At 34.8% G+C, this 23,116-nt stretch carries 22 protein-coding genes; 8 read left to right on the top strand and 14 right to left on the bottom strand.

Annotated features, from left to right (window positions below):
- Positions 1-40 precede the first annotated feature (40 nt).
- The 3 genes from prmC to ABWH96_RS07090 all read left to right on the top strand — a co-directional run bounded on the left by prmC (position 41) and on the right by ABWH96_RS07090 (position 2,402).
- Entirely contained in the window at positions 41-886 is an 846-nt protein-coding gene (gene prmC, locus ABWH96_RS07100) for a peptide chain release factor N(5)-glutamine methyltransferase (protein WP_375580778.1), read from the top strand.
- A gap of 255 nt (positions 887-1,141) precedes the next feature.
- Positions 1,142-1,519: a GxxExxY protein gene (locus tag ABWH96_RS07095; protein WP_375580777.1), complete on the top strand. Its 378-nt coding sequence runs from the start codon at positions 1,142-1,144 to the stop codon at positions 1,517-1,519.
- 127 nt (positions 1,520-1,646) lie between these two features.
- Entirely contained in the window at positions 1,647-2,402 is a 756-nt protein-coding gene (locus ABWH96_RS07090; RefSeq protein ID WP_375580776.1) for an SDR family NAD(P)-dependent oxidoreductase, read from the top strand.
- A 92-nt stretch (positions 2,403-2,494) separates the two neighbouring features.
- Here the strand turns inward: ABWH96_RS07090 and ABWH96_RS07085 are convergent, their stop codons facing one another.
- A complete protein-coding gene (locus ABWH96_RS07085) occupies positions 2,495-3,475 on the bottom strand; it encodes a hypothetical protein (protein WP_375580775.1) in 981 nt (326 codons plus the stop codon).
- A gap of 39 nt (positions 3,476-3,514) precedes the next feature.
- Positions 3,515-3,748: a putative signal transducing protein gene (locus ABWH96_RS07080; RefSeq protein ID WP_375580774.1), complete on the bottom strand. Its 234-nt coding sequence runs from the start codon at positions 3,746-3,748 to the stop codon at positions 3,515-3,517.
- Between the two features lie 197 nt (positions 3,749-3,945).
- Between ABWH96_RS07080 and ABWH96_RS07075 the strand changes: the two genes are divergently transcribed.
- A complete protein-coding gene (locus ABWH96_RS07075; protein WP_375580773.1) occupies positions 3,946-5,259 on the top strand; it encodes a DEAD/DEAH box helicase in 1,314 nt (437 codons plus the stop codon).
- A gap of 58 nt (positions 5,260-5,317) precedes the next feature.
- Here ABWH96_RS07075 and ABWH96_RS07070 read toward each other — a convergent pair whose 3' ends face one another.
- The 4 genes from ABWH96_RS07070 to ABWH96_RS07055 form a co-directional block, all read right to left on the bottom strand.
- Positions 5,318-5,761, bottom strand: coding sequence for an RrF2 family transcriptional regulator (locus tag ABWH96_RS07070; protein WP_375580772.1), 444 nt, complete (start codon positions 5,759-5,761; stop codon positions 5,318-5,320).
- A 65-nt stretch (positions 5,762-5,826) separates the two neighbouring features.
- A complete protein-coding gene (locus ABWH96_RS07065; RefSeq protein ID WP_375580771.1) occupies positions 5,827-6,822 on the bottom strand; it encodes a c-type cytochrome in 996 nt (331 codons plus the stop codon).
- A gap of 36 nt (positions 6,823-6,858) precedes the next feature.
- Complete coding sequence (locus tag ABWH96_RS07060) at positions 6,859-7,689, bottom strand: DUF5777 family beta-barrel protein (protein WP_375580770.1); 831 nt, start codon at positions 7,687-7,689, stop codon at positions 6,859-6,861.
- Between the two features lie 4 nt (positions 7,690-7,693).
- A complete protein-coding gene (locus tag ABWH96_RS07055) occupies positions 7,694-8,503 on the bottom strand; it encodes a hypothetical protein (protein WP_375580769.1) in 810 nt (269 codons plus the stop codon).
- Between the two features lie 312 nt (positions 8,504-8,815).
- Between ABWH96_RS07055 and ABWH96_RS07050 the strand changes: the two genes are divergently transcribed.
- A complete protein-coding gene (locus ABWH96_RS07050) occupies positions 8,816-10,642 on the top strand; it encodes a hypothetical protein (RefSeq protein WP_375580768.1) in 1,827 nt (608 codons plus the stop codon).
- Positions 10,643-10,712: 70 nt separating this feature from the next.
- On the opposite strand, the gene ABWH96_RS07045 is transcribed toward ABWH96_RS07050, so the two are convergent.
- On the bottom strand, positions 10,713-10,922 hold the full coding sequence (locus tag ABWH96_RS07045) for a DUF2892 domain-containing protein (protein ID WP_375580767.1): 210 nt from the start codon (positions 10,920-10,922) through the stop codon (positions 10,713-10,715).
- 116 nt (positions 10,923-11,038) lie between these two features.
- Positions 11,039-12,526 carry a helix-turn-helix domain-containing protein gene (locus ABWH96_RS07040; RefSeq protein ID WP_375580766.1) on the bottom strand — a complete coding sequence of 496 codons (1,488 nt, stop codon included), beginning with the start codon at positions 12,524-12,526 and terminating at the stop codon, positions 11,039-11,041.
- Positions 12,527-12,965: 439 nt separating this feature from the next.
- Between ABWH96_RS07040 and aceB the strand changes: the two genes are divergently transcribed.
- The gene (aceB, locus tag ABWH96_RS07035) at positions 12,966-14,558 is read left to right on the top strand and encodes a malate synthase A (protein ID WP_375580765.1); all 1,593 of its coding nucleotides are present in this window, start codon (positions 12,966-12,968) and stop codon (positions 14,556-14,558) included.
- Between the two features lie 34 nt (positions 14,559-14,592).
- Entirely contained in the window at positions 14,593-15,867 is a 1,275-nt protein-coding gene (aceA, locus tag ABWH96_RS07030) for an isocitrate lyase (protein ID WP_375580764.1), read from the top strand.
- Positions 15,868-16,110: 243 nt separating this feature from the next.
- Here aceA and ABWH96_RS07025 read toward each other — a convergent pair whose 3' ends face one another.
- From ABWH96_RS07025 to ABWH96_RS07010, 4 genes are all read right to left on the bottom strand, one after another.
- Positions 16,111-17,451, bottom strand: coding sequence for an OprD family outer membrane porin (locus ABWH96_RS07025; protein WP_375580763.1), 1,341 nt, complete (start codon positions 17,449-17,451; stop codon positions 16,111-16,113).
- Entirely contained in the window at positions 17,452-18,462 is a 1,011-nt protein-coding gene (locus tag ABWH96_RS07020; protein WP_375580762.1) for a c-type cytochrome, read from the bottom strand. It abuts the gene before it with no gap.
- Between the two features lie 180 nt (positions 18,463-18,642).
- Positions 18,643-19,056, bottom strand: a complete 414-nt coding sequence (locus tag ABWH96_RS07015; RefSeq protein WP_375580761.1) for a DUF6691 family protein — start codon at positions 19,054-19,056, stop codon at positions 18,643-18,645.
- 119 nt (positions 19,057-19,175) lie between these two features.
- The gene (locus ABWH96_RS07010; protein WP_375580760.1) at positions 19,176-19,751 is read right to left on the bottom strand and encodes a YeeE/YedE family protein; all 576 of its coding nucleotides are present in this window, start codon (positions 19,749-19,751) and stop codon (positions 19,176-19,178) included.
- 237 nt (positions 19,752-19,988) lie between these two features.
- Here ABWH96_RS07010 and ABWH96_RS07005 point away from each other — a divergent pair, with 237 nt between their 5' ends.
- On the top strand, positions 19,989-20,561 hold the full coding sequence (locus tag ABWH96_RS07005) for a pentapeptide repeat-containing protein (RefSeq protein ID WP_375580759.1): 573 nt from the start codon (positions 19,989-19,991) through the stop codon (positions 20,559-20,561).
- A gap of 73 nt (positions 20,562-20,634) precedes the next feature.
- Here the strand turns inward: ABWH96_RS07005 and ABWH96_RS07000 are convergent, their stop codons facing one another.
- Together ABWH96_RS07000 and hemL are read right to left on the bottom strand one after the other, a co-directional pair.
- Entirely contained in the window at positions 20,635-21,684 is a 1,050-nt protein-coding gene (locus tag ABWH96_RS07000; protein ID WP_375580758.1) for a hypothetical protein, read from the bottom strand.
- A 124-nt stretch (positions 21,685-21,808) separates the two neighbouring features.
- A complete protein-coding gene (gene hemL / locus ABWH96_RS06995; protein ID WP_375580757.1) occupies positions 21,809-23,104 on the bottom strand; it encodes a glutamate-1-semialdehyde 2,1-aminomutase in 1,296 nt (431 codons plus the stop codon).
- Positions 23,105-23,116: the final 12 nt, after the last annotated feature.

Raw genomic sequence — 23,116 nt, 5'->3', positions numbered from 1 at the left:
CTAAATAAAAAATCATGAAATTTGTGAAAAGGAATCTGAAATGAACAGCAAATTACTCATAGAAAAAATAAAGAAATCTTTAATAGAATTTGAAACCGAAGATGAGGCAGAAGCCATTGCGTTTTTAATTCTTGAAGACTTATTTCAGATTACCAGAATGAATATTTTAATAGGAAAAGATATTGATATTTCAACTTCAGAAGAAGAAAAAATAGAGTCTATCCTATCTCAATTAAAGAAAGAAAAACCTATTCAACACATTCTTGGAAAAGTAGAGTTTTACGGTCGGCAGTTTTTAGTAAATCCTAATGTTTTAATCCCCAGAAGGGAAACAGAGGAATTGGTTCACCTAATCTTAGAAAACCATCCTGACTTAAGTGAGCAGATGATAGTTGACATAGGGACAGGTAGTGGCATTATCCCCATCACTATTGCCAAAGAAAGAAAGCATTGTGAAGTAATTGCGGTGGACATCAGCTCTTCAGCTTTGGCAACGGCAAAAAGAAATGCTTTGCTAAATCACGCTAATGTAAGTTTCATTCAAGCGGACATATTAGAAGAAGATTTAGATTTACCTAAGGCTAATATTTGGATTAGCAACCCACCTTATGTCATGGAAAAAGAGAAAGCTGAAATGCAAGAGAAGGTATTTGAACATGAGCCCTCTAATGCCCTCTTTGTGCCCGATCATGATGCTCTGGTTTTTTATGAAAGAATCTCTCAACTAGCTTTCGAACATTTAGTGCCTGACGGGGAATTATACTTTGAAATCAATGAGCAATTCGGAAAGGCAGTTAAAAAACTCATGGAAGAAAAGGGCTTTCGAAATGTAAAAGTCATGGGGGATATGCAGGGGAAAGATCGGTTTGTATTTGGGAAAAGGTGACACATTTACGGCTCACAGAAGAACACAGAAAAATTGATTATACAATTTACTAGAAATACACCTTAAATCCTTTTTTGGGATAAACACCGCACTAAGGCATCCTAAAAGTTAACCAGTCCTCAAACTTCAAATTCTGTGAAATTCCGTGGCTTCTGTGCGCAATAAATTGTGAGAATCCATTCAAAATAAGTTTTTCTTTAACAAAATCTCATTAATTTAAAATCTCAACTATTTTTCAACCTTAAAACCAACCCAATGAGTTTAAACGACTTAACCTACCAAATAAGAGGAGCAATATTCACCGTATTTAAAGAATTAGGACCAGGATTATTAGAAAGTGTTTACGAAGCCGCACTGATGTATGAACTACATAAAATGGGGCTCAATGCAAGAAGCCAAGTTGGTTTACCAGTTGTCTACAAAGGCATTAAATTAGAATTAGGCTACAGAATAGATGTCTTAGTAGAAAATCATATCATCATTGAAATCAAATCAGTAGAATTTCTGCATAACGTCCATAAGAAGCAATTGCTCTCATACCTCAAATTATCAGACAAAAAATTAGGCTTATTAGTTAACTTCAATGTCTCCAAATTGGTTGACAACGAAAGTTTGGTTAGAGTCATCAATTAATTATAGTCAGATTGTTGCAACTCATATCCATTTCCTATATTTAAGTCTTAAAAATTCTTTCTGTGACCTTCCGTGTATTCTGTGAGAAAATTATTGTGAGAGAATTTTAGAGTGAAAGAAAAAAACTATGAAAAAAACAGCATTTATAACTGGCGCAACATCAGGCATTGGACGAGCTACCGCCATACTTTTAGGTGAAAATGGATTTAGAATCATTGCTACTGGAAGAAGGCAAGAACGATTAGATGAGTTAAAAAAGAAGTTAAGTCAACATACTGAAATTCATACTTTAAATTTTGACGTTCGTGATCAAAAAGCAGTTTTAAATGCCATAGAAAGTCTTCCAAAAGAATGGGCAACTATTGATTTTCTAATTAATAATGCAGGAAATGCTCATGGATTGGCTTCAATAGAAGATGGAAACATGAAAGACTGGGAAGCTATGATTGACATTAATGTTAAAGGATTACTATACGTTTCTCAACCAATAATTCAAAAAATGATTGCTCAGAAATCAGGGCATATTATTAATATTGGCTCAGTAGCTGGAAAAGAAGCTTACCCGAATGGAAATGTCTATTGTGCCTCCAAACATGCAGTGGATGCTCTTAATAGCTCAATGAGAATGGATTTAAATAAGTACGGTATTAAAGTTTCACAAGTTGCACCTGGTTTGGTAGAAACTGAATTTTCTTTAGTCCGATTCAAAGGTGATGAAGATCGTTCAAAATCAGTTTATGAAGGATATGATGCTTTAAAGCCTGAAGACATAGCTGATTTAATTTTATTTATGGCATCCCGACCTGCCCATGTAAATTTAGCAGATGTATTGATTTTTCCTACAGCCCAAGCAGCTTCTACTATGGTCAACAAATCTTCTTAAGGTTTGGGAGTGTGAAAGTAAATAGGTGTTAATTGTATAAGATTTTGGGAATAATTTGATCTTGATGTAGATTCTTGTATCAAATCTTTACCTTATGAATCTAAGTTATCTCGTTGAGCTATTATTTCATTTATTTTGTTTTTCAACTCTTCTTTTTGATCTGAGCTTAAAATACTTCCATCTGACAATTGGGTGCTCATCAATTTGATTATTTCGTCTAATTCCTCACAAGAATTAAACAGTTTATCCATCAATTCTTGCGTTTTAGGATCTGTACTTTCCATCCTAATTAAGTCGGTTAAGCCTAAAACTCTTGCTAAAGGTGCCCGCAATAAGTGAGAATTAATAAAAGCATATTCTGTCAGTTGATAGTTTCTTTCTTCTAGTTCGGTGGTTCTATTTTTTACTATTAAATCAAGACCATCATTCATTGAAGTCAGCTCCTCATTAGCATGATTAAGTTCTTCAATTGTGCTTCTTAACTCTTCAGTACGCTCACTTACTATATCCTCTAATTTTATGGAATATTTTTGTAATTTTTTACCATAATTAAACTGGACTAAAAACAAAGTTACAACCAACAAAGAAGTTATGTATTCAAAATACAAAGAACTTCTTAATTCAAAATAGAATTGAATAAAATCAGTTTCATTCAATCCCAATAATTGGTTAGTGATTATAAAAATTGGAATTAAAAACAGGGCATAATAAAGCGTAATGCCTATTGCACAGAACAAAATACTTTTAAAAACTTGCTCTGAAAATTTCTTTAAAATCAAATGATAGTAAACCCCAAAAAAAGCTAAGCCTCCAGCATGCATTAAAATAGTGGAATAAACAGAACCTTGCTCTGGAGTAGTTAAAGCAGAAATGACTACTGTAATAATCAAATAAAAAGGATTGCTTATATAGAATACACTTATCAACAAAGGAATTTCATTCAAACTACTTATAGCCGCAGTGAAGCCTGGTATATTAAATTTTACCAAGCTTAAAAGCGTAGAAAGCAATCCGAATATTACACTCAATAGGATATCCCGCACATGCTGATTTTTAAGTAGATTCTTTTCCAATCATTTTAAATTTACGTCCAAAAATATCCTTTCCAAGGTTTACTCTCCTTTCATCAAGTCTTGAATTACCTTAGTGGCTTCTTCCACATCCGAGGCGTTTACATACAAATCAACAGAATTTGGAGAGGCTCCAAACCCTGCCATGACAGCAGATTGAAATTCATTTTTCACCAAAGAAGGAATACCTATTTTAGCTAATTCTATATTAAGCATGTTAATATTGATTTCAGTATCACTGTAAACCCTTACCATGTCATTTTGATTATTCTCCATAGTAATAAAGATAAGGAAATTATAGAATATCCATTCAAAAATAAGGATTGTTTAGTTGGTAGATTATAGGTTGCCTACAAAATTGACAAAAGCATATAATCAATAACAGCAATATTCAGCTTTGTCAGAATTAAGTTTTAAACGATTCATAAATATTAATAAACAATCAAATCCATTAAAATACCTAGCTTTGCAGAATGGCGCAAGCAATTAAAAACAGAGAAGAAATATTATCCAAATTGGGTATAAAAGAGTTGAATTCTATGCAAAAAGAAGCTTTAGAAGTTATTAAAGCTTCTGAAGATACGGTGATACTTTCTCCCACTGGAACAGGAAAAACATTAGCATTTCTACTCCCAATTATTGATATGCTTGACCCAGAATGTGATGAAGTCCAAGTTTTAATAGTTGTCCCATCTAGGGAGCTCGCCATTCAAATTGAACAAGTGGTAAGAGAAATGGGAACTGGATATAAAGCCAATGCTATTTATGGAGGAAGAGCTGGAGCAAAAGATAAAATTGATTTACAACACCCTCCTGCAATACTTATCGGAACTCCTGGGAGGTTAGCAGACCATATTGAGAGAGAAAGTTTTGCAATAAAAAATATAAAAACACTGGTATTAGATGAGTTTGATAAATCTTTGGAAATAGGATTTGAAGTTGAAATGAAAGCCATTATCTGGGAGCTTCCACAGATCCGTAGAAAAGTTTTAACCTCTGCTACAGAAGCCAAGAAAATCCCCGAATTTGTTGGTTTAAGAGACCCTTTTTATATCAATTATTTGCATGAAGGTGTAAATGAGCTTTCTATTAAAGTAGTGAAAAGTGCTAAAAAAGATAAGCTAGAAACTCTAGCTGAGCTTTTAAAGCAGTTAGGAAGCCAACCAGGTATAGTTTTTTGTAATTTTAAAGATAGTATTGATAGAGTAAGTGATTATTTAAACTCGATGAATATCCCACATGGTTGTTTTTATGGTGGACTTGAACAAAATGATAGAGAAAGATCATTGATCAAATTCAGAAATGGAACATACAATTTAATTTTAGCTACTGATTTGGCTGCAAGAGGAATTGATGTGACTGAAATAAAATTTATAATCCATTATCACCTACCCATAAAAGCAGAAGAATTCACCCACAGAAATGGGAGGACTGCAAGAATGCATCAAAGTGGAACTGCTTATGTTTTGGAATCCCCCGATGAGCAATTGCCAGATTTTATTCCAGCAGAATACGTTTCCATTCAAGAAATTGAAAAAGAAAATAAGGATAAAAAGAAGTTTGATACACTCTTTATTTCAGGTGGAAGAAAAGATAAAATTTCCAAAGGAGACATAGCTGGTTTTTTTATGAAAGAAGGAAAATTAGCAAAAGATGAACTGGGTATGATAGAATTAAAACAGGACTGTGCATTCGTAGCTGTAAAAGCTGAAAAAGCTAAAAACCTGGTCGACAAATTGAATAACACTCATTTAAAGAAAAGGAAGATTAGAATTAAGATGATCTGATAGCGAGAAAAATAAATGTGTAATTCTTTAGAGGTTTCTGAAATCTATGGCAAGTCGATCAAGCTTTCTTCTTCGCCATTAATTTCTTTTCTTTTTCCACTAATCCTTTGAGTGTTTGGCTTTTGAAAATTTTAACGGTTTCATTACGGACTTTTAGGAATGCTTCTCGGATGGAGCAGGTTTCTTCATCTTTACATTCCTCACAACGTTCGTAAAACTTAAAAGTAACACAAGGTAGCAAAGCAATGGCACCATCAAATAATCTTAACACCTGAGCTAGATTAACAGTCTCAGGGTCTTTCCGGAGATAATATCCTCCTCCTTTTCCTTTTTTACTTCCTAGAATACCATCATTTTTTAATTCGAGCAATATAGCTTCCAAAAATTTCTGTGGGATATTTTCTTCATCCGCTATGGTACTGATTAAAGTAGGGCCTTCTCCGTATTTTCTGCCCAAGTGGACTAATGCGTTAATGGCGTATTTTGACTTTTTGGAAATCATATTGGCAAATATACGCTTTGAAAGGGATTTTTAAGGTTAATTTCTTAAAAAGTATAGGGCTTATTTTACTTCAAATTTGATTCAATGTAAGCTCTCAAATCTTCTACTTGTTGATGGCTCATTTTTTCTAAAGTATAATTAGGCATATATTCTTTATGTCCTAATTCCGAATAGGATCCATTTCTTATAATTTCATAAATAGACTTTTTGCTATTCTCAGGCATATGCTTTTTCAGCCATTTAAAGGTAAGGATTGAGTAATCTAAAACTAAATCACTTTCACCATAAGCATGGTGGCAATGTTGGCAGCCCAGCTCGTAAATTGCTTTTCCATATTGAGGCCTTCCTTCAAAAGGATAGCCTTTTTCTTTACTTTCAGGTAAATCTGCAAATGTAGCTGGAGATTTGGTTAAGTAATGAGATTTAATAAATGCTATAGCACTATCTTTATCTGATTCTGCCAATTTATTAATATGATCGATCTCTTTATTTTCTAAATCTAAATCTTCAACTTTCATTTGAAGTGTCCACAAATAGGAAAGAATACTTTTCATCTCCCAATCTTCCAACTCTCTGCCTTGAGAACATACAGTAGCACATAAATGAATACTTTCCTTTAGGCTTTCTTTGGCTTTTTCAACCAAACTTCCGTACTTCAAAACATAATCATCATTATACCATGATTCCCTATTGACTATACCCCAAAAGGTAGAACCTTGTAAATATGGAAGTTCATTTTCCATAGCATATTCCAAGCGAGCATCCTGATCCACTAAAGTCAAATCAGGATCTTCTCTTTCTACATTGTGGCAGCTTGTACAAGTATAAAATTTACTAATGGATTTAGAAGTTAATCCATCTGGTGGATAAGCTTTTCCTTTATGAATAAGATCATATCCTCTTTTTATATCAATGGAATCAGTATCCTCAACGTAATGATCAGGATAGTCTTGCCCTAAAGATTTTAAAGCATCTGCTAAATTTTGCTGAGGATTTATCTCCACATCACCTATAGTGGTAAAAGAAGCCACCATAACAATTAAAGTAAGTGATACTACCATCCAATATTTGAATTTCAATTTATACATCCGATCTAATTATTTCCTAGCCCCAATTTTAAAATCCCTTGTGATATTAAAACCAAAATGGATATCCCCTTTATCAATCCTTCCAGTTGTCTCAGCTATATATAAAGGAGCAATCATTCCCAAAGAGTTCGTAAAATTCAATTGGAAAATATGCCCTTTAGTTTCAAGTTCAATACCCAATCCAGCTGAAGATTGGTACTGACTAGCTAATTGATCAGGCAGATTAAAATAATACTCCAAGTTAAAAGCTAAAACTTTAGTGACTTGAATCCTCCCTGCCGTACCTAAACTGTAAATGTCATTATTACTTTCCAGATCCAATACATAATTGCGATGGACATAAGTTGGCATAATCTGAAAACTTATAAATTCATTAAACTTTCGAGCTAATAACAATTGATGCACAAAAGTTAAATTATTGACCAAGCTTAAATCTTCAGTTTGGGGAGTTTGAATAGTCCTGACAGCTGCATTGGTATAATAAACCAAAGAAACAGGGCTTCCTCCCTCCTTTTTTTGTTGTAAGAATCTATATTTTAAATAAAAATCATAATGTTTCTGTAAAGAACTTCTACCAAATCCCACATTTATATTATCCGTGAAAGCATAATCCAAGCCGATTCGTATAGTTGAATTATCGAGCCCCCAAAGTTGTTGCACACCAGAATTGATAGCTCCAAATCGATGTGAAATGATAAATTTCATCATCCCCTTTGGAAGGACCTCTGTGGAATGTCCATTTACAATACGTGTATCTCGAAACACTTTTTCTCTATCTTCCTGACTATATAAATTTAATACCCAGAACTGTATGATTAAAATTGTTATTATTTTTTTCATAATATTAATTATCTAAAGCCCCATCATCTACCCAGCAAGCGATGGCTTGAATTTCATCTTCTGTTAAATCAGGTCTACCTGCCGGTGGCATGGTCTCGTTTCCTGTTCTGCTTTTTATCCTAGAAGCATTTTGAATAATATTTTCATCTGTTGAAAAATTAGGTGGTTGAGATCCATTATGACATCCACTTACCGCACAATTTGTAGTGATAATAGATTTAATATTATTACTAAAACTTATACCCGTCATAATTTCAACTCCTGAGATTTCATCTTCACATCCATTAGCATCACGAGCCACAATGGTGTAATCCCCATTGGATAAGCCTGTAAATTCAGGACTTTCTTGCGCTGCATTTTCATTGATAATGTATTCGATGGGCTCAATTCCACCCTGCTGTTCCACTATTATTGTCCCTGTATTCTCTCCACAATTCGCATTATTCTTTTCAACTAATGAAATTTGCAACCCATCTTCATTACTAATCGAAACGTCTATTTCTTCACTTAAACAATTGGAGTCTGTAGCTCTTGCTTGAACCGAATAGCTACCTGCTGATAATCCTGTAAAGATATTATTATCACTAAATCCTCCTGAATTTATTTGGTATTCGTATTGATCATCTCCAATTACGGAAACTACTATTTCACCAGATGACTGTGCACATGCGGTATTTTGGACTGACTCAACTATTAGCTCTATACTCTGAGGATCACATTGATTTACTGGATCTGCAATTCTTTCATATTCACATCCATAAAGGAATAATATAGAGGACAGAATAATTAATAATCTATTGTATTGAATCTTCATATTAAATGTTTTTCGATGATATACACCTAACTACGCAATGTGCCATGGGTTTAGATTAAAAAATTTCCTAGCTAAAACTATAGCCTTAAAATAATTACACTAATCTAAGAAAAATATAATAGGATTAAATAATCAATCAAATTAATTACTAAATTTTTAAAACATTAAAATTAAACATAATATCCTCTTTATCAGCAACTTAAAATTAAAACTATATGATTTTACATCATATTAGCTCCAAAAATATAATCTTGTAAAATCTGGATTTGAATCTGTTGCGTAGTTCAATCTGTAATCAAAACAAAAAATAAGATGATGATTAAAAAACAAAACTTAAAAGCGTTAATGAGAAGTTCGTTTATAGCAATTGCAGCATCAAGTTTGCTATTTACGGCTTGTAATAATGAAGATGAGGAAGAGGAAATGATGGAGCCAGATATGCCAACAGGAATGTTGACAGTTTCTGATCAGTTAATTTCCCAAAATACCATTAATGTATCAAATGTTAATTTAGATCAAGATGGTTGGATTGTGGTTCATGCAAATGAAGAAGGTGAACCTGTAGTTCCTGATATTATTTCAGAACCTGTTTTTGTAGAAGCAGGTGAAAGTAGTGATATTGAAGTACCTTTAAATGATTTTTCCAGTCTTTCAGATGGAGGAAGCGTTTGGGTTATGCTGCATACTGATGACGGTGAAGAAGGTACTTATGAATTTGATGGTGCCAATGGCTTAGATGCTCCAATCACAACTGAGGATGGAGATATCGTAATGAATGAAATTTCGCTAACTGCACCAAGTATTACTGCTAGCAATCAAGTAGTAAATGAAAATATGGTAGCTATTGAGGAAGTGAACGCTGCAGTTGATGGTTGGATTGTGATTCATGAAGATGATGGCGATGGAAATCCTGGTCCTGTTTTGGGTCAAACTTTTGTTGAAGCTGGAAGTAATTCTGATATAATGATCGATTTGGGTGATGCTACTTTCTCAGGCGGTGAAATGCTGTTTCCTATGTTACACATTGAAAGTCCGGCTGATGGAGAATATGGTTTTCCTGATAATGGTGATGGCCCAGAAGTATTTGGTGAAGATGTAGTGGTAGTAGGTTTTGAAACTGAGGCACCTTCTGGTTCAATTACAGCGGAAGATCAAATTGTTCAAGGAAACACAATTACAGTTGCAGAATTAACCGTGAATGCTACTGCATGGGTGGTTGTACATGCTAGCAATGAAGCCGGAGATGGTTCACAAGTACCAGATATTATTTCAACACCAGTTCAATTAGAGGAAGGAACAAATACTGATGTGGAAATTGAAATAAATTCAGATAATCCATTAAATGGAGGAGATGAAATTTATATCATGATCCACACTGAAAATGGTATAATAGGAGAATATGAATTTGATGGTGCAAATGGTTTTGATGGACCAATCACTACTCAAGCCATTACAATTGAAGCTCCAGCTGGTGAATTTACTGCCAGTAATCAAACGGTATCGCAAAACAAGGTGATTGTTGAAAGTATCTCAGTTAGCCAACCTTCTTGGGTTGTGGTGCATAGGGATAATGGTGAAGGTTCATTTGTAGCACCAGACATCATATCTGAGCCAGTTTCTTTAGAGGCAGGTACAACTGAAAATGTAGAGATATCATTTACGGAAGAGCTAGCAGATGGAGAAACATTATGGATTATGTTGCATAATGATAATGGTACAGTGGGATCTTATGAATTTGATGGAGCTAACGGATTTGATGGTCCAATCATTTTTGATTCAATCGAAATAACAGCACCAAGTGTAACAGCAGAAGACCAAGCTGTATCTGAAGATATGGTCACCATTTCAGAAGTTAATGCAGCTGTGGATGGATGGATTGTGATTCATGAAGACAGTGGAGAGGGTGCTCCTGGACCCGTTATTGGACAAACTTTTGTTGAAGCTGGAACTAACACAGATGTGATGGTAGATGTTTCTGCAGGAAGTGTAACTGCAGGAGATGTAACTGCAGGAGATGTATTATTTCCAATGTTACATGTAGAAGATCCTGTTGATGGTGAATATGGTTTTCCTGATAATGGTGATGGGCCAGAAATATTCAATGAGGATGTTATCGTAATTTCTTTTACTGTTTTATAGTAGTAGTTTCGTAATAGTTAATTGGTTTAAAGCGGCTCAGTAGAGTCGCTTTTTTCATTTTTAGTGATTCTTATTTAGTTGATTTCCTTCTAGTTGATATTCCAAAAGGTAAATAAAGAGGACAAAAACTTATAAAACTCGTAATTACGAATACTAAAGCCAACACTCCTAAAATTATAGCTAATGTTCCAGAAATAATTCCAAAATAATAAAATACTCCGACTGTAATGGCTAATAAAATTCTAATGATTTTATCAGCAGATCCCATATTGGCTTCCATAATGATTTTCTTTAAGAGTTTAATTTCTTATAAATATAATCATTAAAAGCCTATAAGGTGTAACTTATGTTACAGAGAGAATTGATGCGAACTTTTCCACAGTTCTAAAATTTAAGTTATTGCCGAGTCAATAAGTCTACTGCTTTTTTCATTGCATTTAATTGCTGCTTTTCTTCATATACATGGGCAGGTGCAGCTCTTTCCTGGCAATCATAAAGGGGACAGGTTTCACAGGTCTCATTCACAATTCGAATTGGAATTACGGGGTCATTGTGAAATTTTACTTTGCGCTTCATAACTGGAGTGATTAATAAACCAATAGACACACTGCTGTTTTGACCAATATTTTTATTACTGGGCTTGGCCAAACTAATAATCAAATATTCATTCTCGGAATTAACATACTGACTACGCTGTACTTTGCACTTTACTCCGTCATCCTCACTATTTTCCTGATTTCGTAACTCTTTTAGAATCTCAATAGAAGCCCATCTTCTGCAGTAATGCTGATCCAATGCAGTTCCATGCGGATTATGTAAACCAGAAAGATGCATTTCCTTTGTCAGCTTGAAAGTTTCTTCATTTGAAGTGCTAAAACGTAAAAAGAATAATTCCTTTATGCCAAAAACCTTGGGTAATAGATTGGTCATCCTGTGCATCAGCATTTCAGGAGTGCATTGGTAGTTTTCCAAAATATTTAATAATAAATCTGCATTAAACTGTGGTTCTGAAAGGAATTTCCTTAAATCTTCTATAATGGCTTTTTCAGGCAATGCTAATGCACAGGCAAAATATGATGCTTTATAATTGTTCAATACCTCTTCAAAAGAATTCACCGATATCCAACTTGAAGTAAAAGGGCGCGGATTCAGTTTTAAAGTTTGATAACCCAACTCCTTTGCCATAGTAAACAGCTTCTGCGATTCGGTTAATTTAGGATTCATCAACAACTGCGGGTTTTCACCTGGTATCGTCATTGAACGTAAAGGCTTGAGTTCCTGCTGATGCTCCAATCCCTTTGGTAAAACCTGATAATGGTATTCTGACTTAAGAATTTCCTCTAATTGCTGAAAAGTATAAGGATAAGAAACTTCCTGGAAAAACTGACTTCTAAAAGCTTCTACAGATTCTTCTATGCTTTCAAAATAATTATCGTGCATTTCCTGAAAAGAACGAAGCATATTGAGGTATAAACTCTCTACTCTTAAGCCATAATTCCTGCTAATTTCTATCAAAGTACTTAAAAAAGCTCCCAACTTTGCTGGAGCATTACTTAATAGGTCCAATAAATGAGCCGGTTCTATTCCAAAAAGCTCTAAAGGAAGTTCTTTAAAAAGATTGGATTGCAATAATTCCCCTAATGGAGCTAATTTTTTGCTGAGTTGTAATGAAACCAAATCATCAAAACTGACTTCAAGTGTTTCTGATAGCTTGTTGATCTTCTCAATTTTAGGATACTTTTTGCCCTTTTCTATTTCGTTTAAATAAGAGGCAGACAAGCCTGTTTGTTTTGATAATTCAGCAAAAGACAATCCTTTTTCAAGGCGTAATTGCCGCACTTTTAAACCGAAAATTAGTTTTACATTTTCCTGAGATATAGCCATTTTTAGTTGTTTTAATACCCTCAAACAGGGTAGGATTTTACTTTTTCTACTATATAATAAAATCGGCCGCAGGCGTCTTTGACGCTAAAAATGTCTCGCAATACCTGTCCCGCACTTTAGTCGGGAGGCGCAGAGCCGCAAAGTTTTCGCAAAGAGAAATTTTTGTTAACTCTCTTAAAGTTTTGTTCATTGACTTTGACAAAAAGTCATTGAATTAATAGATTTTTATATAAAAAAAGAAAAAAATCCCGTTTCGATCATTCTCCTAAAAAGCGAAGAAAGTTTTTTCATTTTTTTTTCACTGCCTTAATTGATCACTGCTTCTTTTAAAGTCATTCGCTAATATAGCGAATAAAATCCAATAGCGAATATTCGCTTGTTATTTATTTTTCGCTGTCCTACATTTGAAATATCGAACACATAAAAAACTGATAATCAAATGGAAACTACATCAGCACAATTAAGAAAAACGAAAAATAAAAATGAAGGCTTTAACTTATTGACAGATGAAGCCATTTCATTTTTAAATAAACTGCATGAAAGGTTTAATGAAAAGAGATTTGAACTACTTGGTAGAAGAGAGCAAGTTTATGACCAAATCAGACATGGTAAAGATTTGGATTTCCCAAAAACCACAGAAGATATTAGAAATGATCCTGATTGGAGAATTGCTCCATTACCAAAAGACTTACAGAATAGAAAAGTAGAAATTACTGGTCCTGTAGATCGAAAAATGATCATCAATGCGCTAAACTCAGGTGCAAAGGTTTTTATGGCTGACTTTGAAGATGCCACAAGTCCAACTTGGAAAAATATCACCGAAGGTCAGCAAAATTTATATGATGCGATCAGAAAGCAAATTGATTTTACTGCCGACAATGGTAAGACTTATAAATTAAAAGATAAAACTGCTGTCTTGAAAGTGAGACCTAGAGGCTGGCATTTATCTGAGAAAAACTTTTTAGTAAACGGAGAACAGATTTCCGCTTCACTATTTGATTTCGGATTATACTTCTTCCACAATGCACACGAATTAATCAGAAATGGAAGTGGTCCTTATTTCTACCTACCAAAACTAGAACACAGATGTGAAGCCAGGTTATGGAATGAGGTATTCGTATTTGCCCAAAACGAATTAGGAATTCCGGTTGGCACTATAAAAGCAACTGTTCTCGTGGAAACCATTACGGCTTCTTTTCAAATGGAAGAAATCATTTATGAATTGAGAGATCACATGGCTGGCTTGAATGCAGGTAGATGGGATTACATTTTCAGCTTTATCAAAAAATTTAGAGATAGACCAGATTACATTCTACCTGATAGAAATCAAGTGACTATGCAAGTCCCATTTATGAAGGCTTATGCAAATCTGTTGGTGAAAACTTGCCATAAAAGAGGGGCTCATGCCATTGGTGGTATGTCTGCATTTATCCCAACTAAAGATGAAGAGCAAAATCAGAAGATATTCGATAAAGTAAGAAATGATAAAACCGAAGAAGCTTTAGCAGGATATGATGGGAGTTGGGTAGCTCATCCAGCATTAATCCCAGCAGTTGAAGCTGTTTTCGATCAAATTATTGGAGATAAGCCTCACCAAAAACATGTTTTAAGAGAAGAATTCACAACCACTCCATCTGCTTTAACTAGCCCAAATGTGATGTATGGAGAGGTAACTGAAAAAGGCGTTCGAATGAACATCAATGTTGCGCTTTTGTACATCGAATCTTGGTTGCAAGGAACAGGGGCAGCAGCCCTATATAATCTTATGGAAGATGCCGCTACAGCAGAAATCAGTAGAGCACAATTGTGGCAATGGTATCATCATCAAGTATCCTTCAAAAACGGAAAAATATTCAATAGAGCACTTTTCTGTATGCTATTGGAAGAAGAAACCGAGAAAGTAAAAGAAATGCTGGGTCAGGAAAGAGTAGAAACTGGAAAACTGGCAATCGCTAGAGACTTATTGAAGAATCTGGTGAAAAGCGAGGATTTTGAAGACTTCCTAACCTTAAAAGCATATCCACACTTATAAATCAATTTTAAATCATACTATAAATATAAACGACATGAACAAGCAAGAAAAAATCAATCAATTAATAGCAGATTGGGACACTAACCCAAGATGGAAAGATGTAGAACGTACATACACTGCTGAAGAGGTAGTTAAATTAGCTGGTACAGTAAAAATTGACCACAGCTTAGCTCGATTGGGAGCTGAAAGATTGTGGGATTTACTAAAAACAGAAGAATTTGTTTCTGGTTTAGGAGCCTTGACTGGTAACCAAGCCATACAAGAAGTTCAAGCGGGTTTAAAAGCCATTTACTTAAGCGGATGGCAAGTTGCAGCAGATGCTAATCTTGCTGGACAAATGTATCCTGACCAGAGTTTGTACCCTGCTGATAGTGTTCCTAATGTGGTAAAGCGAATCAATAATGCTTTACTGAGAGCTGACCAGATTCAATCTGTAAGCGGAGAAGGTGATATTCACTGGATGGCACCAATTGTAGCAGATGCAGAAGCTGGATTTGGTGGAAATTTGAATGCTTTTGAATTAATGAAAGGCATGATTGAAGCAGGAGCAGCAGGAGTTCATTTTGAAGATCAATTATCATCAGCCAAAAAATGTGGCCACTTAGGAGGAAAGGTGTTGGTTCCAACTCAAGAAGCCATCAATAAATTAATTTCTGCAAGATTGGCTACTGATGTTATGGGAGTTCCAACTATCATTATCGCCAGAACCGATGCTGATGCTGCTAACTTATTAACTTCTGATGTGGACGAAAGAGATCGTCCATTTTTAACAGGAGAAAGATCAGATGAAGGATTCTTTGGCGTGAAAAACGGTCTTGAACAAGCCATCAACAGAGGACTAGCTTATGCTCCCTATGCAGACTTAGTCTGGTGTGAAACTTCGCATCCTGACTTGGGAGAAGCAAGGGAATTTGCACAAGCAATTAAGGAAAAATATCCTGATAAAATGTTAGCTTATAATTGCTCTCCATCCTTTAACTGGGCAGCAAAACTGACCGAAAGTGAAATGCTGGAATACCGAGAAAAATTAGCTGAAATGGGCTATAAATTCCAGTTCATCACATTAGCTGGATTCCACGCCTTGAATACCGCTATGTTTGAATTGGCTACAGCCTATAAAAACAAAGGAATGGCTGGTTATTCAGAATTGCAGCAAAGAGAATTTGCTTTACAAGAGCATGGTTTCAAGGCAGTAAAACACCAAGCTTTTGTGGGTACAGGCTATTTTGATGCCGTTCAGAATGCCGTTACGCAAGGTAAATCTTCAACAACAGCACTAAAAGGCTCAACTGAAGAGGCGCAGTTTTAAAATACCGTTTCCGTGGTTTACACTAAATAGTGTTTCATGTAAAAAGGCTTCCGAGAGGAAGTCTTTTTTTGTTAAAAATTATAATCCACTATAGAATTGATTGAAAGAACTCCTTGCTACTGTTCATGGCTAGTCTAAGGAACTATTAATTTGCTCCAGAGGAGCTAGTAATCATCACCATCCAGAGGATGGCGATAGGAACACTATTCTTCCACTAGGCAGACTAGAGATTGAGGTTAGACTTTAAAAATCATAATTCACTATCGCATTAATCAAAAACAGATTGACTTTATTCAAAATGAAAACTGGATTATCTGGGAAATCTCCTGTTCCTCGTTTATAAGTCAATAGTAGCTCAGGTTTAAGGCCTTTCCATTTAGCATTTTCATAAAATAAATCTAAGTTGACATGCATATAATTGGGAATAGCATATTTGTTTAGTGTAGGTTCGGTAACTGAAGGTCGCCATTGATGTCCAACACTAAGAATGGACTTTAATTTCTGATCTGAAAATTTGAGATTTTGATGGTAGTACATCACTACTGCATGATTATCTCCAAATCCTTCGCTTCTTTCCCTTTTCTGAAAGCTGAATAAAAACTCCCTACCCCACTCTCTTGGAAATAAAAATCGTCCTTCTCCGGTTATGTGATCATACCCCAAACTGATTTTACCATTTGGAATAGAATGTGAAATTTGAGCTCCAAAAATTTGTGCTTTTTTACTTTGAACATATTGTAAAGCTGGGTCGGCATTTCCACCATCTCCTACTCTATTTTGTAAAAGCCATTCAAAAGCTAAAGTTAAACCAGAGTTTTTAATATTATAATTTGGCTTTACATATAATACATTAAAAATATTGTCTACATAATAATCCCAAAGCTCAATCTTTAAATTTTTGAATTGGTAATCCATATTTAGTAGAGCCACATAATCCGAATGGGAGTTTTCTCTATATTCGCTGCCTTGTCCATCGATATTTCTTCCTACTGGATATATGCCCAAGGTCTGCCCTATATTTTCAAAGCCATTATAACTTCTGGGGGCAATTCTGTTTATGGCTCCCAATTGTAACTTTAACTTATCTTTTTCTTCATATTTATAAAAAGCACCTTCAAAAAGCGTTGGAATCATCCTACCATCTTGCCCGTTCATAAAAGGAGAAAAGAAGCCTTGACGCCCCACTTTCACTTGATGATTTCCATTTCTGTATTGAAGAAAAAGTTCTCCAGGATAAGCAATAAATCGTTGAGAAAGATCTTGAACATTAAAATTACCAGAAACATATCTACTCTCCCTTCCAGTTGTGGGATCAATGCTTTCTACATTACTTATGCCCGTATTCCAACTGCTGTAAACAGCCCCACCGATTCGCCAATTTTTATTAAAATCGTAAATATATTTTAATTTCAAACCAGTAGCCACTGCGTACCAATCTTGCAAATTGCCTTCATTAAAGGAATGCAGATAGTAATTACGCCACTGACCACTTAAATTTCCTTTTTTCTCTTCGGTATTGTCCTTTTGGGCGAATAGAAATAATGGCAATAAAAAAAATATGATAAGTAAAGAAGTAAACTTCATTTATTTGGTTTTCTTGATTTGGTAAACACTATCATAATATTGAACTATAGGCTGAAATGGCCCGAATTTATGCTGTTCAGCAGGAAATGGATCATCCCAAGGACCATAAGCAGTAGAAACTGGCTTCAATTTTAAATCAGGGAAATCTTTTTCCGTATTCGGCTTTTGAGGTCTATCAAAACTATTAATATAAGCTGCCACATGAAAAGCTTCTTCATCCGTTAGTTTTGGATTTGCTTTTGTAGCAATCAGATGCGGCATATTGGCTTTAATAAATTGAGCAGCTGTTAAAACTCTGTGCATTCCAGCTCCATGATTGAAGGAATCACCTCCCCAAAGTGGTGGATATTGATATCCTTTTCGTTCATCTGCTAACTTTGTTCCTTGCCCATCTTCTCCATGACACACCTGACATTCGTTGATATAAACTTGTTTACCAAAAACAGTATCTGCCTTCACAGCAGGAATTTTAACACTTATAAATCCTTTGTACCAATCCGCTGTATCTGCAGGAACTCCATCACTCAACCATTCCATATAGGCAACCAGTGCTTGCATTTGCTCAGAATCTTCTGGAAGTGCTTTTCCATTCATACTTCGCTCCATGCAACCATTAATCCTCTCTTCAATGGTTCCAATTTTATTTTCCCTGCCTCTAAATTGAGGAAAACGATTGGTTACGCCCACCCAAGAACCAGAGCCTGGTTTGGTTCCCGCTTCCAAATGGCAATTTTGACAGGTCAAATTATTCCCAGCATAAAGCCTTTCATCTTTATTGATTACTTGTGGTCCCATCCATTTGGGAGATTCAGTTGCCAATAAATAGCCAAATTTAACTTGCTTTCCCTTTTTACCTTCAGGAAGATCCGAATCAATATTAGGTAATCTCCATTCCTTATCGGCATTTGAAGAAGAGACTCCCAACCACTGAGGAGCCTCATCTATAAATATGAAAGCCACGAAAAGTACGGTAACAATAGCCAGAATGATTGACATAACTCCTGTTGTCATTCTGATCAATTTCAAAAAGTCCATTTCCCTATAATTAAGTTAAACGAAGGCCAACTCATGATGAAGACCCTTTAGTTTTTAGTAATGCTTCTAAGTTAAGATTATTATTTTCCCACATCTTATTATCCTTATCATAATGGAAAAAGAACATCAGTCTTAACTTAAAAGCATCACAATATATCAGTGTGGTAATTTATGTCTTACTTTACCGTAAACATAAGTTCCCAAAACAGCAGATACTATCACAACTAAGATTACACCTACACCATTTCCTAACAAGATAAACATGGGACCTGGACAAGCGCCAGTCATAGCCCAACCTAAACCAAAAATGGATCCTCCAATTAAATACCGTGCCCAGCTGAATTGCTTTGGAGCGATAATTATTTTCTCACCATCTATTGATTTTAATTTATTTCTCTTGATAATTTGAATCACAATGATTCCTACAACCACTGCAGAACCAATAACACCGTACATGTGGAAAGATTGGAATTTGAACATTTCATATATTCTAAACCATGAAATAACTTCAGCTTTTGCAAGCGTAATTCCAAAAATTGTTCCTATTAATAAATATCTTAAAAATTTCATCTATTTTATTTGATTAAATTAAATTACTATCACTCTGAGACTACAGTATATTATTTGCACTTTATAGCCTTCATAATAAGTTGGTCATTGACCGTATTCTTTTTAAAAATTGAGAATAATCACATTACCAATAAATGTGGTAAAATAAAGTAGGTCATCAAAAGGCCGCCAATAAAGAAGCCTACAACAGCTAATAATGAAGCAGGTTGTAAATCACTCAAACCAGAAATTGCATGACCAGAGGTACATCCACCTGCATAACGAGTACCAAACCCAACTAAAAAGCCACCAACAATCATAAAAATAAAGCCTTGAACTGATAGTAAATTTTCCCAATTGAATATTTCCAAAGGCACTACAGTTTCTCCTGGAGATTCAATTCCAAAGCCTTTTAATTCGGAAATGGTGGTTTCAGAAATATTAGCTGCTGGTTCATAGCCTAAATACAAATAGGATATTAATCCACCTAAAACTAATCCTGCCGCAAAAACCAAATTCCATGTTTGTGTTTTCCAATCGAAATCAAAAAATTCACAGGACTTACCAGCACCTAAAATAGAACACATTGTTCTTAAATTAGCTGATAGGCCAAAAGATTTACCGAAAAACAACATGGAAAACATAACTAATGCAATCAAAGGGCCAGCAACGTACCATGGCCAAGGCTGACTAATCCAATCTAATAATTGACTCATAAATAATTCTATTTAATTTTTTAAATCTTAATACTTTGTTTAAAAATATGTTCAAATGAGGCATCCCATCATTTTCCCAAATTGATAAAACAAAATTAATGTAGGAACATTCATGGAGGCGTAACAAAAGTTACGAATTAGATGATATATGTCATGTGAATTGCAAAAAGCAGCACCAAACGCTTTCAAAAAAGATTAAAATGATAATTTGCACAATGAAAAAACAAATGACATCAAGTGGAAGAAATAATAATTGAAGAATCATTTATAAATCAAGATTTTATACAAAACCCTATTGAATTAGGGGAATATGATAGCTGTAAATTCATTGGCTGTAATTTTCAAAACAGCAATTTATCTGGTTTTAAATTTATTGATTGCGAATTTGAAGAGTGTAATCTAAGTTCAGTAAAAATGAATAATACCTCTTTACAAACCATTGAATTTAAAGGTTGTAAAATATTAGGAGTTCATTTTGATGAATGCAATAGCTTTGGTTTATCCTTAAGCTTTGAAAATTGTCAGCTTAACCATTCCATATTTTTCCAACTTCAACTCCCAAAAACAAAATTCATCAATTCTAAACTTATTGATGTTGACTTTGGCGAATGTGACCTTCGTGATTCACAATTTCAACAATCAGATTTATCAGGAGCCATTTTTGAAAATTGTGATTTGCAAAAAGCAGATTTCCGAAATGCCAATAATTACAATTTAGATCCAGAGAAGAACAAATTAAAGAATGCTAAATTTTCTGTGGACGGCCTTGCTGGTCTTTTGGGTAAATATCAAATAAAAATAGAGCATTAGAAATGCTACTACATATGTGATGAACAATACATTTAAGTTTTGCAACTTAAATGTATTCTAAAGCTTGAATTGTTTATCTACCAAAAGCCTCTACATTATAATCTAATTTTGTACCATACATTGGGAATGTAATCTTTAAAAGGCCATAGAAACCTCTTTTTTCCAGACCTGGTCTAACGCCAATTTCAGCTCCATATCCCCAACCAAGAGTTCGGTTAAAATGACCATCTATACCAATTCTTCCACCAAACAAGAAAGTATTGATGGTAGAGGCATCATATTCAAAAAACTGAGTAGCTCCTGTTGGCTGGTGAAAGAAATTTTCAACATTTACCATTGGGAAAATAAACAAATCCATAAAAGTTGAGAACACATGATCATCAACTAATTCTTCATAAGTTTTATCTGGTTTTGCTGCGAAATTTTTAATCCATGTAAATCCTCCACCAACTGAGACTCCAGCTCCTAGAACATTACCAAAAACAGCCTCTTCATTCTCCCCAGTTATAGAATTGGGAGATTCTTCAGTTTCACCCACTGGATTGACTACCACTCCTTGAGAGGCAATTGCTCTACTAAGCTCCGAAGTAGTTTCATAATAAACGCCACCTAGTCGAGCAAATAATATTTCTCTTCTTTTATTAGGTATAGGAGCTCTTTTAGGCACTTTAGCTGCCCACTCTGCTCCTTGATAGTTTTTGGAATATAGTGGAATTAAACTTTCGGACTCTTGCTCTTTATCCCAAATATGGTAGGAGGCACTAGCTTCAGCAAAGAAATAAGTTCTGGATCTTGATTGAGGATCAAATCCATTCTTCTGAGCAGAATTCCTCGCAAAATCACTCCCTATAAAATAAGGAGTTCTTGCATGTGCTTTGAAATGCATCTTATCTTTTAAATAATAAGTAGCGTCTAAGCCAAAACCTGAAGTGATATTGGTTACATGTATGTCACCATAAGCAGGTGTTATACCAATAAATAATTTATTGATATCATAAGGATCGTTATACATTTCCTCGTAAGTCACTGTTTTATTTTCAGATCTTCTTCTGAACTGAGCATCCGCAGTGAATACGAAACTATATGAAATCAATATGATGAGTATGAGTCTTACTATCTTCACTATAATTCTATTTTTTACAGCTGTAAATATAATAATTAATTAGGACTACAATAAATGTAGTCCCTAAATGAGAAAAATCCTTAACAAATTAAGGAAAAATAGTAAATAATTTCTCAGAAATCACCTAAGCTACCAAGTTTTTCAAAACTTTTTCGTGCGACTTTACAATATGATCTAAATCTTCAGCCGATAAAGAGGTAGATAAAAACCAAGATTCAAATTGTGCTGGTGGTAAATAAACTCCTTCATTTAACATGCCCTGAAAATACTTTCCGAACATTTCGGTATCACAACTTTTTGCACCCTCAAAATCATTTACTGCTTGATCTGTAAAGAAAATGCTTATCATTGACCCTAATTGGTTAATAGTATAGTTTTTACCCAAAGCAGTATTTACTTTGGCCAATTCTTTTGCCAAATATTGACCTGACGCCCCAATTTGCTCATAAACCTCGTCATGGTCATTTAAGTAATGAAGCATCATTAATCCAGCTGACATAGCAATAGGATTTCCTGAGAGTGTACCAGCCTGATATACTGAACCTTGAGGCGACACATAATCCATGATTTCTTTTTTCCCACCATAAGCTCCAACGGGCATACCACCACCAATTATTTTTCCAAGTGTAGTAATATCTGGTTTTACTCCAAATATACCTTGTGCACCAGCTTTTGATAATCTGAATCCTGTCATCACTTCATCAAAAATCAGCACTATTCCCTCTTGATCACAAATTTCTCGAAGCCCCTGAAGATATCCCTCTTTTGGAATTACGCAGCCCATATTCCCAGCTACAGGTTCAACTATTAGAGCGGCAATTTCACTTTTATTTTGCGCTACTATATTTTTGACTGCCTCTAAATCATTAAAAGGGGCTGTTAGGGTATCCTTTGCAGTTCCTTTTGTAACGCCTGGTGAATTTGGTGTTCCCATGGTTGCAGCTCCACTACCTGCTGCTATCAGGAAACTATCACCATGCCCATGATAACAACCTTCAAATTTTAACATTTTATCTCTACCCGTATATCCTCTTGCAAGCCTAACTGCAGACATGGTAGCTTCTGTACCAGAATTTACCATTCGCACCTTTTCAATAGAAGGAACCATATGGGTAATCAATTCTGCTATTTCAATCTCTTTTGAAGTAGGTGCACCAAAGGAAAGTGAGTTTTTTAAGGCATCAGCAACAGCTGCTTCTATGGCTTCATTTCCATGACCTAAAATCATAGGCCCCCAAGAATTGATAAGGTCAATATATCGGTTATCGTCCTCATCGTACATATAAGCTCCTTTTGCACTCTTTACAAAAATAGGATCTCCGCCTACGGCTTTAAATGCCCTAACTGGTGAATTAACTCCACCCGGAATAAAATTTTGTGCTTTTGAAAATAATGATTTGCTTTTGGACTTGTCCAGCATAAATAATATGAT

Source organism: Marivirga tractuosa (genome assembly GCF_042140215.1).
Lineage (GTDB): Bacteria > Bacteroidota > Bacteroidia > Cytophagales > Cyclobacteriaceae > Marivirga > Marivirga tractuosa_A.
This window is presented reverse-complemented; position numbering and strand designations above follow the sequence as displayed.